Below are 16,971 nucleotides of genomic sequence, written 5' to 3' on the forward strand. Positions count from 1 at the left end.
TTTTTTACGTTGACAGGAATTTTCCGAACGCTCCTGCTCCTGTCATTCTTGCAGGTATACCAGCGCTCCCCGGTGTGGTTTTATCGTCCGAAACCCCGGCCCCTTTTTTCGAACCGGCAACGGCATTTACCTGTCTGTATCCTGTCCTGTTGCCTGCTTTCCGTATCCCGTCTATAACCGGTATATCTTAATTGTGCGGTCGCCTCCGAAAGAGTGCGGCCTTTTGTACTTCCGTCCATTGAAACTGCTTTCATCCATCACATAAAACAATACAAATGGAACGAACCTCTCTACACCAGGTGGTGTGTTTTGGCGAAGTGCTGTGGGACCTGCTGCCCACCAAAGCGCTGCCGGGTGGTGCGCCGATGAACGTTGCCTATCATCTGCAAAAGCTGGGTTCCCACCCCGCCCTGATTTCAAAAATTGGCACCGACGACTATGGGAAAGGACTGGTAGACATGCTTGCCAGCAACGGCCTCACTACGGATTTTCTGCAGGTTGATTACACCCATCCAACGGGACTGGTATACGCCAAACCCAACGAGCACAACGAAGTGGTCTACGATATTGTGTTCCCGTCCGCCTGGGATTTTATTACCTGGCAGGACGACTTTGCGCCGCTTGTGGCAGAAGCCGGGTTCTTCGTCTACGGCAGCCTTACCTCGCGGAACAAGGTATCGAGGGAAACGCTTTACCGCTTGCTCGAAATTGCAAAGACCAAAGTGCTCGACATCAACCTTCGTCCGCCGCATTTTAACCGCACCCACGTGGAGTCCCTGCTCCGGCATGCGGACATTCTGAAGATGAATATTGCGGAACTGGAACTGATCACGGGCTGGTTCAGTCAGTTTGCGAACACCGAAGACCGGATGAAGCTTATCCAGGACCGTTTTCACATCGACACTATTATTGTCACCATGGGTGGTGAGGGTGCAATTGTAAGCAACAAGGGAATTGTCTATCGCCACGAAGGCTTTCATGTAACGGTGGCCGACACCATCGGCAGTGGCGATGCCTTTCTTGCGGGCTTTATTTATCGCCTGTTGAACGGAGCCGGTATGGAGGACGCATTAACGTTCGCGTCGGGAACAGGTGCTTTCATCGCCACCCAATCGGGTGCCTGTCCCTCCTACGAAGTCTCTCAAATTACAGCGTTGATGCAGGCTGCTACGCACAAAAACGCCAATCTATTTTATAACAATTAAAAACGACAAATTATGAGAAAGCTTGTCTACTTTCTTTCTTTTCTTCTGTTGACCATGCAGGCGCTGGCACAGGAAAAAAAAGTGAGCGGTAAGGTCACCAACAAAGGTGAAAACGATAAACCGCTGGTGAATGCGACGGTGCAGGTCAAGGGCACGACCATCGCAACACAAACCAATGCTGAAGGACGCTACACGATTTCCGTGCCCAATGATTCAAGTATCCTGGTGGTTTCCTTTGTCGGCTTCCAGGCCGCCGAAATGCCGACTTCCGGGGCCACCGTTGTCGACGTTTCATTGAATCAACTTCCCCTGGAAATGAACCAGGTGGTGGTGGTGGGTTATACCTCGCAACGGAAGAAAGACATGACCGGCGCCGTGGCTGTTGTGGATTTAACTCCTGTTAAAAACAACAGCTCGGGCAATACCATGCAGGCCTTGCAGGGCAGGGTGGCCGGTTTGTACATCGAAAAAGACGGCTCACCCAATGGCGCCAACGGCAAGATCCTGATCCGCGGCGCCAATACGCTGGGCAATAACGATCCACTTTATATTATCGACGGAATCCCGACAACAAGGCCGGAAGTATTTCAAACCATGAACCCTGCCAACATCGCTTCCGTACAGGTTTTGAAAGATGCGTCGGCCGCGTCGATTTATGGTTCCCGCGCCTCGAACGGGGTTATTATTGTAACCACTAAAAACGGCGGAAACACGAACAGTAAAGTCGTTTTCCAGTTCGACAACAGTGTTTCGGTACAATCGGAAAAATATTCGCGGTTCAAAGTGCTCACTGCGGAAGAAAGAGGCCGCGCCTTGTGGCAGGCATCGGTCAACGACAGGCAAGACCCGGCGGCCGGCTATGGCGAGATTTACAATTTTGACTGGAACGGTGATTTCAATAACCCGGTACTCCGTTCGGTGACCGCCAAGCCCTTTGTCGGTGGCGACCCGAATACACCCGCCGGCAACACGGATTGGCAGGATGTGATGTACAAGAAGGCTTTCGTGACCAACAACAGCCTGACCGTTTCGGCCGGTAACCGGACCTCGTCCTTGGAAATCAACCTGGGTTATTATAACAATTCCGGGATGTTGCGCTACACGGGCTACCAGCGGTACAACGGCAGCATCAATGCCATCACCCGTGCCTTTAACGACAGGGTGACCTTTGGTGCGAATCTACGTATGTCCAACTCCGATGAAAGGCTGGTTGCCAAAGACCTGGGCGGTGAATCAACGACGTACCTGGCCGTTACCTTGGCTCCTACGATTCCCGTTTACCAGAAAGACGGCCAAACCTTTGCCGGTGAGTTGGGCGCCGGTTATTCCGACCGTAACAACCCCTTGCACATGCAGTACCTGGCCCGGTGGAACAATACCAACCGCCTGAGCACATTCGGAAATGTTTTCGCCGAAATACAGCCGATTAAGAATTTATTCTTCAAATCGAACATCGGTGCCGACAAGGCTGACTATCTCAACAAGGTGATTGCTCCCACGTTTACGGAAGGCGCACTAAGCCGCTCAACGAACAGCCTGACCTATGACCAGAACCGCTTTTTGAGCCTGACCTTTTCCAATACCCTGCGTTACAACTGGAACCTTCATGCCGACCATCGTTTTAATTTCCTCGTCGGTACCGAATACATCAAAACGGATCTGAACTTTCAAACGACGAAGAAAGAAGGCTTTGCCCTGCAAACAAAGGAATATTTTACCCTCAATGCCGCCACCGGCAACACCAACGTTTCCGGCGGTTCAACCGGCAACCGCCTGTTCTCGCAGTTTGGACGGGTGGACTACAATTTTGCCGACAGGTACCTGGCGGCCGTTACTGTCCGGCGTGATGGTTCCTCCCGCTTTGGTACCGAAAACCAATACGGTATTTTCCCGGCCGCTTCCGTTGGCTGGCGGATCGACAAAGAAGGGTTCATGAAGAACAACCGTTTCGTTTCCGAATTGAAACTGAGAGCCGGTGTCGGTCGTGTGGGAAACCAGCAAATCGGCGACCTGGCACGTTTTGGATTGTTTGATACCCGCTATGGAACCACCCTTGCGCAACTGGTGGGCGGCTTCTGGGAACAGTACATGAACATTGGTACGGCCTACTCGCTGAACGGTGCCAACACTGGTACGCTGCCGTCGGGATTTGTACAGATCCAGGCGGCAAACCCGGGACTGAAATGGGAAAGCACGGAAGAAATCAATACGGGTGTAGACTTTACCGTTTTCCAGAATAAAATTTTTGGATCGTTCGACTATTTCTCCAGAAAGACCACCGGCATCCTGATTACGCCGCCGGTAGCCTCGGCTTTGGGCGAAGGACAATCAAAGGCAGTCAATGGTGCTTCAAAGACCAACCAAGGATGGGAATTTGTGATTGGCTACCGCGGCGACAGGGTGGGTCAGTTGAAATACAATGTACAGGCAAATTTTGCGCACTTCCGTGACAAGATTACGGATCTGCCGGAAGCGGTACGTCCGGCCTACCCGGGCAACCTTGTCAACACCATCATCGGCCATTCGCAGTTTGATATTTTCGGCTACAAAACGGCTGGCCTTTTCCAATCGCAGGACGAAGTGACAAAAGCACCTACGCAGATTGGTGCTGCTCCCGGCCGCATTCGTTATGTGGACATCAACAACGATGGGGTGATCAATGACCTTGACCGCACCTGGATCGGTACCACGCTGCCGAAACTGGAATACGGAATCAGGGTTGACCTGACCTACAAGCAATTTGATGCCTCCCTGTTTGGATCAGGTGTGGCGGGCAGAAATGGTTTTGATGCCTACACCTTCTTCAATAACCTTATGCATAGCAGGGAAAATGTAGGCCCCGGCGTATTCGATGCATGGACGCCGCAAAACACTTCTACACATGTGCCGGCATTGACACTCAAAGACAACAACAACGAGGGACGCACGTCTGATTATTTCATTGTGAGCACGGCTTATTTCAAGATGCGCAACATCCAACTGGGGTATAGCCTGACGCCAAAGGCTGTCTTTTCACGGTTACGGTTCTTTGCCATGGGCGAGAATTTATTCCTGGTCAAGAGCAAAGACTACCAGGGCCCGGATCCCGAGCGGATCGATATCCGTCCGATCCCGATCCCCAAAACACTGACGCTTGGACTCAATGCATCGTTCTAATCCTTTTCGGCTTTTAATTCACCTTGTTTCACGATGATGGTATCATCAAAAAATAAAAACAAAATGAAAAATCGAATCATACTTGCTTTGTTTACGTCAGGACTGCTGTTCCTCAGCTCCTGCAAAAAAGCACTGGACTATACACCAACCGGTGTGTTGGCTTCGACGGATTTAACATCGCCAACCGCTGTTGAAGGCCTGGTAACGGCGGCCTATGCGGCCATCGGCAACGGCGACATGATTGGACCCATTTACAGCAAATGGGCGTACGGAAGTGTGCGTTCGGACGACGCGTACAAAGGCGGTGGTGGCACCGGCGACGTGGGTGAAATCGACGCCATGGAACACTATAATCTGGTGACGCCGTCGATGGATGCCTTCGTGTCCCGCACCTGGAAGAATTTGTTCAAATCCATTTCAAGAGCCAATGTGGCCATGCGTGCCGTGAACGGAATTTCTGATGCGGCCTTTCCCAACAAGAAAAGCCGGTTGGCTGAACTGCATTTTCTGCGGGCACACAGCTATTTTACCATGAAACTCCTGTACAAGAACATTCCCATCTTTGATGAGAATGCATCGGAAGCAGACATCCTGAAAACGTCGAACACCCTGTCGAATGAGGAGGCATGGAACAAGATTGCAGCCGATTTCCAGTATGCCATTGACAACCTGCCCGAAAAACAAGCGGAACTCGGCCGGGCAAACAAGCTGGCGGCACAGGCTTACCTGGCGAAGCTGCGACTCTACCAGGCTTACGAGCAGGATGCCAACCATCACGTAACAAACATCAACCGCACTCGCCTGCAGGAAGTGGTGAACCTGACACAAGCCGTGATTTCGTCCGGACGTTATTCGCTGAGCAAAGACATCGCCGATAACTTTTTGCCGGAAACGGAAAACGGACCCGAGTCGGTCTTTGCCATCCAGTTTTCCATCAACGACGGAACCACCGCCGGCCGGTTGAACTTTGAAGACGGGTTGAACTATCCGCACGGTGCACCGCAGTACGGTTGCTGCGGTTTTCATGCCGCCAGCCAGAACCTGGTAAATGCACACACAACGGACGCCAACGGATTGCCCAATTTTGAAACCTTCAACAACAGCATTGCCGACCTGAACACACAAACCGTTGACCCACGGTTGGATCACACGGTTGGTATCGACGGACATCCGTACAAATACGACAACACAAAGCCGTTCAGCAATAGCTGGGTGCGGGATGCGGGTGTGTACGGAAATTTTCACACCATGCGCAACCAGCAACTGGCAACAAGCAGCTCGTATTTGAAGCTCGGGCCTTTCATGGGTTCGGCAAAGAACTATGACATACTTCGCTACGATGATATTTTGCTGATGCAAGCCGAGGCGTATATCGAACTGGATCAACCAGAGAAGGCGCTGCCCCTGATCAATCAAATCAGAACAAGAGCTGCGGCGAGCACCGGCCGGTTGAAAAAAGCCGATGGAACATTCCCATCGAAATACAATATCAAGGAATATCCTGCCGCCGGATGGACAAAAGACTATGCCCGCAAAGCCTTGCAGTGGGAGAGAAGGCTGGAGTTTGCAACCGAAGGCGAACGCTTTTTTGACCTGGTGCGGTGGGGTATAGCAGAACAAGTATTGAATGCGTACATCGCCGTGGAAAAAGGGCGAAGAACGTTTTTGGCAACGGCAAAATTCACGGCAGGACGGGACGAGTATCTGCCCATTCCACAGTCAGAAATTACATTCACCAAGGGGTTGTACAAACAAAATCCCGGTTATTAAAACGAATGTATTTTTATAGAGCAGGCCTGTTGATGCCTGCTCTATATTTCCTGCTTTCAAAATTTTGTTTACATGAATCGATTGCTAAGCCGTTTTCTTGTAGTCATGTTCTTGCAGTTGTTTGCAGCTTCCGTGCTCCTTGCACAATCGGGTAAGGTGCCGCCGTTTCAGATGGTGCAGGCAAACGGTAAGATTTTCAGGGCGCAGGACCTGCCGGTCGGCAAGCCGATCCTGCTCGTTTATTTTTCACCCGAATGCGACCACTGCGAAAAAATGCTGAAGGCATTTTTTAGCCAGGCAAATCATTTTCAAAAAGCGTCTGTTGCCCTGATCACGTATTTGCCGGTTGACAAGGTTTCGAAATTTACAAAGGACTATAACCTGGCTAAGCACGCAAACATGTACACCGGCACGGAAGGAAGCACCTTTTTTGTGCGGAATTATTACCGGATAAAAGAGCTGCCCTTTGTTGCCCTGTATACAAAGAATGGAGACTTAGTTACATCCTATGAAAAGGACGTTGACCTTGCATCGCTTGCAGAAAAGCTGAAACGGTTACAGTAAGAATTCGACTCATTTGCAAAAGGGATGCTGGCTTCGCGTCGGTAGTCGATCTTTCACTCATAAATTTAAAAACATGTTTATAGAAGCAAATAAAACCGGGACAACCGTTGTGCGGGGAAAAGCAGCAACGAGTGCTGCTGCCGGTTATGTATTGCGCATTTCCCTGACGGCTGCGCTGGCGGGTTTCATCTTTGGTTTTGATACGGTGGTGATTTCCGGCGCCAATCTTCCCATCAAGGAACTGTGGCACACTTCCCCCTGGTTTCATGGCTTTTTTATAATGTCCATGGCTTTATGGGGAACTGTGATCGGTGCCATGTTTGGCGGCATCCCAACGGAGAAATGGGGGCGAAGAAAGGTGCTGATCTGGATCGGTATTTTGTTCTCGCTGTCGGCCATCGGAACCGCCTTCGCTCCGGAGCCGTACACTTTTTCTTTCTTCCGGTTTATTGGCGGCCTGGGCATCGGTGTGTCATCGGTGGCGGCGCCAACCTATATCTCCGAAATTTCAACACCAGCCAACAGGGGCAAACTCGTTGCCTTGTATCAATTCAATATTGTATTTGGAATCCTGGTCGCTTTTCTCTCCAACTATTTTCTGAAAGGTGTGGGCGGCGCCAATGACTGGCGCTGGATGCTGGGCGCACTGGCGGTTCCTTCCATCATCTATTCTGCCATGGTGGTTGGGGTACCCGAAAGCCCGAGGTGGCTGATCACCAAAAAGAACAACACGACGCTGGCCACGAGCATCCTGTCGAAGCTGGGTATTGTTGATGTCGAAGATGAAGTGGCGACGATCGTCAAAAGCTACCAGCACGAAACCTCTTCGGGTCACCGCAGTCCCAATCTCCTCGATAGGAAATACCGCATGATCATGTGGCTGGCATTCCTGGTGGCTTTCTTCAACCAATGGTCGGGAATTAACTTCCTGCTTTACTATGCACCTGAAATTTTAGAAAGGGCCGGGCTGGCAGCAAAAGAAAGTTTGTTCAACTCCATCGCCATCGGCGGAACCAATCTCGTGTTCACGTTTGTAGGCCTGCGGCTGATTGATAAACTAGGCAGAAAGACCTTGCTCACGATCGGTTCGTTGGGTTACATCATCAGTCTTTCCGCTGTTGCCTGGTGTTTTTCTGCGCATGCCAATGCAGGCGTGCTGATGGCGTTTCTCTTGCTGTTTATTGCTTCGCACGCCATCGGGCAGGGTGCTGTCATCTGGGTATTTATCTCCGAAATTTTTCCGAATAATGTTAGGGCCCTCGGGCAATCATTTGGCGCCTCCGTGCATTGGGTTTTTGCAGCGCTGATCACCCTGATCATCCCTGTTTTTTTAGATGCGCAAAACGGCATTTTCAAAGACAATCCCTGGCCCATTTTTGCCTTCTTTGCTTTTATGATGGCCCTGCAACTGGTGTGGGTGCTCACGAAAGTGCCCGAAACAAAAGGCGTATCGCTGGAAGAGTTGGAGAAACAGTTAGTAAAACCCTGAACTGGAAACGGCCGTTCAATTCGTTTTCGGTAAAGATGAATTTTGTAACAATGCTTAATCAAAAAACCATGTTCGTTTACCTGAAATACATTCCTGTCATCGCACTTCTTGCTTCTTGCACAGCCACAAAAAAAATGGCATCGCAGGACAGTTCGTTCGCTACCGAACAACATCGCCCCCAAATCCATTTTTCGCCAAAAACCGGTTGGATGAATGATCCCAACGGAATGGTGTATTACAACGGTACATACCATTTGTTTTACCAGTACTACCCTGACAGCACCGTGTGGGGACCCATGCACTGGGGACATGCGACCAGTAAAGACATGATGCACTGGCAGCACCAGCCCATTGCGCTGTATCCGGACAGCCTTGGTTATATTTTTTCCGGCAGTGCCGTAGCGGACGTGAACAATACCTCGGGCTTTGGTAAAAGCGGGCACGTGCCGCTGGTGGCCATCTTTACCAGCCATGATCCCAAGCGGGAAAAAGAACACCGAAACGATGTGGAAAATCAAAGCATCGCTTATAGCCTGGATGAAGGAAAAACCTGGACGAAATACAGCGGCAACCCCGTGCTGAAAAACCCGGGCATCCGGGATTTTCGTGACCCGAAAGTTTCCTGGTTTGAAGAAGGTAAAAAATGGATCATGACGCTGGCGACACAGGACCGCATCACGTTTTTTTCATCGCCCAACCTGAAAGACTGGACAAAGGAAAGTGAGTTCGGTAAAGATCTCGGTGCGCATGGCGGCGTGTGGGAATGCCCGGATTTGTTCCCGTTGAATTACGAAGGAAAAAAGCAGTGGGTGCTGGTGGTAAACCTCAATCCCGGCGGGCCAAACGGCGGTTCCGCAACACAGTATTTTGTTGGAAATTTCGATGGACACCAGTTCACCCCTTACCAGACGGAAACGAAATGGATCGACTACGGACCGGATGAATATGCAGGAATAACCTGGTCGAACACGGGGGATCGCAAGATCTTTTTGGGCTGGATGAGCAACTGGCAATATGCAAACCTTGTCCCGACAAAAAAATGGCGCAGTGCCATGACTGTGCCAAGAGAGCTCCGGTTGGAGAAGGTGGGAGAGAATTTCCTTGTTGCATCAAAGCCGGCAGAAGAAGTGACCCGACTTGCTGCGCAAACAATGAATTTGGAAAGCGGGACAACGGGCAAACTGAATGGTCCCGCGACAGTGCATATAGCCACCAGCAAGGCCGCAGACTTTGCCATTACACTTTCGAACGACAAAGGGCAGAAAGTTGTGCTTGGCTACGACAAAGCGTCCAACAGTTATTTTATCGACCGTACGCAGTCCGGCAAAGTGTCTTTTGAAAAGGGCTTTGCAGCGAGGCATACAGCACCGCGTTTTTCAACCAGTGAAAGCATTGATCTTACGTTAATCATTGACAATGCATCGGCAGAGCTCTTTGCAGACAATGGCTTAACCGTGATGACGGAAATCTTTTTTCCCGACAGTGATTATTCGGATTTTACCGTTCAGGCACCCGATCGCTCAACCATCCGTTCGGTTCAGATGAGCCGCCTTAAATCCATTTACGAAGGCAATTCGCTTGCACAGCAGTAGCGCCATCGCTTTCAGTTTTTCTCATGTTAGCTAATCAATCGACAGCCTGTTGTTTCTACAACAGGCTTTTTTTTGGAATGGGTTGGGTTACGGTAACCGTCTTGCAGCATGTTCTGCAAGGCGGTGCGAAGTCGCCAGTTCCTGGTGGAACCGGTAGAAATTGTTTTGTGAAAAAGCAGGGCACGTTTAACTTCTCCGTATTTTCAAAATTCAAATCAATCGTCCCTGCGGATGATCTGCAGGAAAATCAGTTTGCCTGTACATGAAAAGAAAAACATTCTGGGTCCTACTGCCCATTTTTGCCCTTGGTATTTTCTGGATGCGAATCACCCGGCTTCCACAGCCCGATCCTGCAAAAGGAGAGTGGACAACCTACGCCGGTTCAAAAGAAGGCATCCGCTATTCCGTTGCCGACCAGGTAACAACCGAAAACGTGGCGGGTCTTCAGGCTGCCTGGACCTACAGCACGCACGACCGCGACAGTGCCGGCAACCGTTCGCAAAACCAGTGCACACCGCTGATGATTGACGGCATTTTGTACGGCACCTCACCGCAGCTAAAACTATTTGCACTTAACGCGGCCAGCGGTGAACAGAAATGGCTTTTCGATCCGGCCTCGCTGGATACGGCCAGCAAGAAGGATCCCTTTGCTTTTTTTAAGGTGAACCGGGGAATTGCCTACTGGCAAAATGAAGAGGGAACTGAACGCCGACTTTTTTACAGCGTGGGACAAAAAACCTATTGCATCAATGCCGCGGATGGAAAGCTGATCGAAGGCTTTGGCAAAGGCGGCTTTATTGACCTTACTGAAAATCTCGATCGCGACCCTTCGACCTTCAATCCTTTTGTAGCCGGCACCACGCCGGGCATCATTTATAAAGACCTGCTCATCGTTGGTATGCGGGTGGCCGAATCGGCAGACGCGGCGCCGGGGCACATCCGGGCTTACGATGTCCGCACCGGGGAACGCAAATGGATCTTTCATACCATTCCGCATCCCGGCGAACTGAATTACAACACCTGGCCGGATAAGGAAGCCTATAAAAAGATCGGCGGCGCCAATAACTGGGCGGGTCTTTCGCTCGACGAAAAACGGGGCTTGCTCTATGTACCTACCGGAAGTATCGGAGGCGATTTTTACGGAGGCGTACGAAAGGGCCAGAACCTTTACAGCAATTCGCTGCTTGTACTGGATGCCGCTACCGGCCAGTATCGCTGGCATTTTCAAACGGTGCACCACGACCTGTGGGATCGCGATCTCCCGGCCAATCCCAACCTGGTAACACTGACCAGGGACGGGAAGACGGTGGATGCCGTGGCGCAGATCACCAAGCATGGTTATGTCTTCCTGTTCGACCGGGTCAGCGGCAAGCCGCTTTTCCCGGTTCGCGAGGTACCCGTTCCGCAAAAAGCCCTGCCCGGCGAATCGGTCTGGCCCACTCAACCCATTCCTTCTCTCCCCGAGCCATTTGCCCGCCAGCAGTTTGGTGCAAAAGACGTGTGGGGCATTGATGCCGCAGCAAAAAAAGAACTGCAGGAGAAGTTTCGCAAGGTCAGGTTTGCCACACCGTTCACGCCACCTTCGAAAGAGGGCTCCTGGATTTTTCCCGGGTACGACGGTGGTGGCGAATGGGGGGGTGCGGCCGTTGACCCGGAGAGTGGAATCCTGTATGTCAACAGCAGCGAAGTGCCCTGGTCGCTCACCATGATCGATGTGCCGGGTGCCGGAGCAAACGACCGTTCTCCCGGCGCAGCCGGAAAACGGGTGTACAACAAATATTGTCTATCCTGCCACGGTCCGCAATTAAAGGGCAATGGCACCAACTTTCCTTCGCTGGTCAACATTGGCCGCAAGTACAACGAAAGCCGTATCCGCCAGTTGCTGGATAATGGCCGCAACATGATGCCTTCTTTCCGCCAGATTTCTGCCGGCGACAAAGATGCGCTGATCGCATTTTTGCTTCACAAAGCCGTTGCCAGAACCGCCCCTGTTTCCGCCAGGAGTGCAGCCGTGCAAAAAGAACCGGCAACTGCACAGGGAAGAGCGAACCTTCCGAAAGAACCCACCGGTACCAAGACAGCGAAAAAAAGCATTCTCGACCAGGTGCCGTATATCATGACAGGCTACAACAAATTCGTGGACAAGAACGGTTATCCCGGCATTACCCCGCCCTGGGGTACGCTCAATGCCGTTGACCTGAACAGCGGCAAACTGCTCTGGAAGGTGACCCTTGGCGAGTTTGACGAGCTGACCCGGAAAGGAATTCCACCGACCGGAACGCAGGTTTACGGCGGCCCGGTGGTGACGAAAGGCGGGTTGATCTTCGTGGCCTCGACGCAGGATGAAAAGATCAGGGCATTCGACAAAAAAAGCGGCAAGGTGTTGTGGGAAGCCAAACTGCCGGCTGCCGGCTATGCTACACCGGCAGTTTATCTGGCCGGCGGCAAAGAGTTCCTGGTGATCGCCTGTGGTGGGGGGAAACTGGGCAGCCGGTCGGGCGATCAGTACGTTGCCTTTTCCCTGCCGGGAGGCGCAACGACCCAAACGCCGCCGTCGAACCGATAGAGATAGCAGGAAAAAATACGCACACAATCCTGTAAGCTAAAAAGCAGCATCGTTACGCCTCTCTTGCCGGGCTTTTTAAAAACGTTTAAGCCTATTCGATGCCCGTACCGAGTGGCCTTTTGTAAACCGGGTCAAACCCAATAGGAAGTTATAAACACCTCTGCCGCCATCCGCGGTTAGCGCTTACATTTGCTGCCCTTTCAGAAAAATTTGCGTTTCGCAACTATCCTATGAATCGTGATCTGACAGTAAAGAAAGAAGCCAGGGTTGTTTTGTTGTTTGTACCGGAAGAACTGTTGCAGCGCTTTGCTGTTCTCAGCCTGCTGCACATCAAAAAAAATGACGGCAAGATTGATTATACCGTTTCAGGCCTCAACAGGCGGGAGGTGCAGCAACATTTTGCGGCAATCCCGGAAGCTGGCCAGTCGCAGCTTTTACAATTTCAACCCGAAAGCCTGGCGGCGTTGCAAAAAGACGTGGAGGTGCGTTACAAAAAGCAAAAAGCCGGTATTCCCCTGTCCGTATTCCTGCCCCAGGCAATGCTTCGTCACCTGCACCAGCAGTTTAAGGAGCTGCTGCCTTTTTTAGCCGGTGTAAAATGCTACCATAAGACCCGCAAGCCGGGTGGAAAATTTTTCCAGACCCAGCCCTGTACATTTCAGGCGCAAAAGCCCAGGCTGCAATTCGAAGTGGTTAAAACCGGTAACCGTTTTCTTGTGAAGAATGTCATTGTTCTGCAGGAAGCCGTTTCCGAGCTTGGTGCATTTAACCGGACCGCTTTTTTCCTGGAGAAAGAAAACGAATACCTGCTTCTCTCGTACACGGATTACCAAACGCTGGAATGGCTGGACCGCAACCTGGGCGAAGGCCTGGAACAGGAGGCTTTCGTGGCAAAAATTCTTTCGCGGATTGAAGCGGATTACACGGTGAACCGGAACGGTTTGCTGGAAGAGAAAAAAGTGGACGGCCTTCCGGCCAGCCGGGTGGTTTTTTCAGAACTCAATAACGCCTTCCTCCTCCTGACACCGCAGTGGTTGTATGACGGGATTTTGATCGACGGGCCGTGGAGAGAAACGCAGGAAATAACGCTGAAGGGGGAACGCGTCGTGGTGGAGCGCCACCGCGGAACCGAGAACCAATTGTTTGCGCAGCTATCGTCGTTACATCCCAATTTCGCCAACCAGCATAACGGGTATTTTTATCTCCCGTTTGCAGAAGCACAAAAAAAGCAGTGGTTCATCAAAACCTATTACCAGTTGCTGGATAGCAATGTGGAGGTGGCAGGCATGGACCTGCTGCGGCACTTCCGCTATTCGCCCCACAAAGCAGAAACCACCCTCACGGTCGAGAAGGAGCAGGGTAGCCGTGTTCATCTTCGCCTGTCGGTATATTTTGGAAAAGAAGCTGTTCCCTTGTCTGTGCTGCAAAAAGCCATGCATGCCGGGCAGCGGGCCGTTGTTTTAAAGGATGGCAGTCTTGGCGTGTTAAGCGATGAATGGCTTGAAAACTACGGGACCCTTCTCAAACACGGAACGGTACGTGAGGGCGGGCTGCAGGTTTCGAAGTTCATCGCATTGCGGGAGCCGGAATCATCCGGCGCAGAAGTCGGATGGGCGCCGCCTGCCGATGCATCGTGGTGGGAACAATGGCGGCAATGGCAAAACAGCGAAGCCCCATTGTTTACACTTCCATCGACCGTGAATGCAACGTTGCGTCCCTACCAGCAGAAAGGCTTTGAGTGGCTTGTCTTGCTGGCGAAGCTTGGCGCCGGCGCCTGCCTGGCCGATGACATGGGGCTTGGGAAAACCTTGCAAACCATCTGCTTTCTTGCCTGGTATAGCGAACAACACCCGGACCTGCAGCACCTGATCGTTTGTCCCACCTCGCTGGTTTACAACTGGCAGAATGAATTGAAGAAATTTGCGCCGGGACTTCGTGTGGACGTTTGCCATGGGGCCAACCGGCAGGTAAACGGTGAAGCCCAGGTCGTCATAACCAGTTACGGTACGCTGCGGAGCAACAGTGAGTTGGTGCTTGCGCAGGCATTTGGCATTGTCGTCATTGACGAAAGCCACAACATCAAAAATCCTTCGGCGCAGATCACCCGCATTGTACAGCAGCTCGAAGGAAAGGTGCGAATTGCGCTGAGCGGCACACCGGTGATCAACAATACATTCGACCTTTATTCGCAGCTCAGTTTTGCCATCCCAGGCCTGCTCGGTTCACGGGAATTTTTTAAGCGGGAGTATGCCGACGCTATCGACCGCTATGGCGATGAAGCGAAGATCAAGGTGCTTCAGCGGCTCACGGCTCCCTTTATTCTCCGGCGTACCAAAGAGCAGGTGGCCACCGACCTGCCACCAAAGACAGAAACGGTAATGTGGTGCACCATGGGACCTGCACAGGAAGAGCTTTACCACGAGATCAAAGACCAGATCCGCAGCCATTTGTTCCGGGATATCCAAAGCCAGGGGCTTGGCAAGACAAAGTTGGCCGTCTTACAGGGAATGCTAAAGCTGCGGCAAATCTGCAACGACCCGCGGCTGCTTTCGCAGGAAGAACATGGCGGCCGGTTAGAGTCCGCGAAAACAGAGAACTTGCTCAGTGAGATACAACGCCTGCTTGGAAATCACAAAGTCCTGGTATTCTCACAGTTCAGCAGCATGCTGCAACTGCTGGCCGGTGAATGCGACAAAAAAGGCATGGCGTATTTCCTGCTCGACGGCCGCACACCGGCAGAAAAAAGAGCGCAAATGGTGCAGGATTTCCAGGAAAACAAAGAAGCGCCACAGCTATTTCTCATTAGCCTGAAGGCCGGCAACGCGGGGTTAACGCTGACCGCTGCCGACTATGTCTTCCTGTTTGATCCCTGGTGGAATACGGCTGTTGAGCAACAGGCGATCGACCGGACACACCGCATCGGTCAAACACGAAATGTATTCTCCTACAAACTGGTTTGCAGAAACACGATCGAAGAAAAAATTCTTGAATTGCAGCAACGCAAAAAGCAACTGGCGGAAGAGTTGATCACCGCGGAAGAAGATTTTGTCAAAAACCTCGATGAAGAGGAGATAGCCTACCTGTTTGCGTAGACCCGGCTTATCCGCTCCGGATCGCAGAAAAATTTCGGCGAATGAACCCGGCTCCCAATACTTTTCTTCCCATTTAATTTAGTCGTTTGACAAACCGGAAACAGGTCGGTCTCGCCGGCCTTTTTTACCTGCATCACTTCATTCAGCAGTTCATGAATAAAACATTTTTTCTGCAAGCAGTATTCTTTTGCTGAATGAAAATTGCGTATCGTTTTCGGTGTAAAAATTTGGTTTTTCATATGAACATTCTTATTTTGTTGCCTTATTAACTGCTTTACTCTTATATCCTTCCGAAACTCCATTCGCGTTGCATTTTGTCTCCTATTTTAACCAAAACAGATCAAGGCCCTACTTAAACTGCAATCAGATTTTATTATTGACATCTGCAGAAGTGCATCTGCATGAATTGGTTTCTGGTGATTAACCCGTATGCCCATGACCTTTCATCACTTGCATTAATATGCATGTTTATAATGAATATCCAGCCGTCCATCCTTGTTAGTCTTCTATGCTCAGTTACCGGTCTGTTCACTGATGGGACAGGTGTATGTGACTGAGGAGGCCGAAGGCTTTTCCTTTCCTCAACCGTTTTCCATTTTAATTGCCTTTTTTTTCTGCAACGTTGAAGCCATTGCTTCTGGAACGATGTGTGCCTGCCGTCAGAAACGTTGCAAAACCGGATCTGTGCCGTTTGATGTACTCCGTGCATTGCTGACCGGCAGTGCAGAAAGCAGCGATAAACCGTAACATGCAAATAAACCTCTCGCTCTTGAAAACACTTGTGTTTGCCCTTTTTGCCTTCGCCGTTGCCATTGCGGCGAGTTCGTGTACGTCATCAAAAAAGATAAACTACTTCACCGATCTGCCCGACTCCGCGCTCATCCATCTTCCGCCTTTGGCTCCTGAAGGCCGGGTGATTGAAAATGGCGACCTTTTGGAGATCGGTATTTCTGCCAGGTCAAGTGAGGCCGCTGGTTTTTTCAACAAAGTGCAGGGTAGTGCCAGCAGTCCGACAGCCGGTACATACCTTGTTGACGACAGCGGAAATCTTGAATTCCCAATCCTGGGCAAAGTCAGGGCAACCGGCAGTACCGCCGACCAGTTAAAGGAAAACCTGAAAAAGCTCGTAACTCCTTACTTGAAAGAACCCATGATCGAGGTTCGTTACAATACATTCAAAGTGACCATCCTGGGCGAGGTGCGGAGCCCGGGCACACACACGCTTTCCATGCAGCGAACAACCTTGTTTGAGGCGCTGGGTTCTGCCGGTGACCTTCCGAATTCGGCCAAAAAATACGATGTGCTTTTGTACCGCGACTACAACGGGCAGCGAACAATCCGCAGGATTGATTTGCGGACAAAAGACGTTCTGACAAACAAGGACGTGTTCTATGTCAAGCACAACGATGTCTTTTACATACAGGCCAGACCAAGTGCCCTTGCCAAAGAGAATTTTGGTTACGTCGCTTCTATTTTTTCCATTGTCGTCGGTGTGCTCAGCATCGCCGTTACATTATTTCGAAACTGACAAATACAA

Annotated in this window: 9 protein-coding genes; all 9 read left to right on the top strand. The window is 51.1% G+C overall.

What is annotated here, in order from left to right; all coding sequences use genetic code 11:
* The first annotated feature begins 275 nt into the window (after positions 1–275).
* Positions 276–1,205, top strand: a complete 930-nt coding sequence (locus tag D6024_RS20575; RefSeq protein ID WP_121356667.1) for a carbohydrate kinase family protein — start codon at positions 276–278, stop codon at positions 1,203–1,205.
* Positions 1,206–1,217: 12 nt separating this feature from the next.
* On the top strand, positions 1,218–4,361 hold the full coding sequence (locus tag D6024_RS20580; protein WP_121356669.1) for a SusC/RagA family TonB-linked outer membrane protein: 3,144 nt from the start codon (positions 1,218–1,220) through the stop codon (positions 4,359–4,361).
* Between the two features lie 63 nt (positions 4,362–4,424).
* On the top strand, positions 4,425–6,131 hold the full coding sequence (locus D6024_RS20585; protein WP_121356671.1) for a RagB/SusD family nutrient uptake outer membrane protein: 1,707 nt from the start codon (positions 4,425–4,427) through the stop codon (positions 6,129–6,131).
* A gap of 72 nt (positions 6,132–6,203) precedes the next feature.
* The gene (locus D6024_RS20590; RefSeq protein WP_121356673.1) at positions 6,204–6,695 is read left to right on the top strand and encodes a redoxin domain-containing protein; all 492 of its coding nucleotides are present in this window, start codon (positions 6,204–6,206) and stop codon (positions 6,693–6,695) included.
* 73 nt (positions 6,696–6,768) lie between these two features.
* Positions 6,769–8,184: a sugar porter family MFS transporter gene (locus D6024_RS20595; protein WP_121356675.1), complete on the top strand. Its 1,416-nt coding sequence runs from the start codon at positions 6,769–6,771 to the stop codon at positions 8,182–8,184.
* Positions 8,185–8,234: 50 nt separating this feature from the next.
* Entirely contained in the window at positions 8,235–9,776 is a 1,542-nt protein-coding gene (locus D6024_RS20600) for a glycoside hydrolase family 32 protein (RefSeq protein ID WP_121356737.1), read from the top strand.
* A gap of 262 nt (positions 9,777–10,038) precedes the next feature.
* Positions 10,039–12,342, top strand: a complete 2,304-nt coding sequence (locus tag D6024_RS20610; protein WP_121356679.1) for an outer membrane protein assembly factor BamB family protein — start codon at positions 10,039–10,041, stop codon at positions 12,340–12,342.
* 230 nt (positions 12,343–12,572) lie between these two features.
* Positions 12,573–15,434 carry a DEAD/DEAH box helicase gene (locus tag D6024_RS20615; RefSeq protein ID WP_121356681.1) on the top strand — a complete coding sequence of 954 codons (2,862 nt, stop codon included), beginning with the start codon at positions 12,573–12,575 and terminating at the stop codon, positions 15,432–15,434.
* A gap of 748 nt (positions 15,435–16,182) precedes the next feature.
* Positions 16,183–16,962, top strand: coding sequence for a polysaccharide biosynthesis/export family protein (locus D6024_RS20630; protein WP_121356685.1), 780 nt, complete (start codon positions 16,183–16,185; stop codon positions 16,960–16,962).
* Positions 16,963–16,971: the final 9 nt, after the last annotated feature.

This window comes from Flavisolibacter nicotianae, from assembly GCF_003628535.1.
Taxonomy (GTDB): Bacteria; Bacteroidota; Bacteroidia; order Chitinophagales; family Chitinophagaceae; genus Flavisolibacter; species Flavisolibacter nicotianae.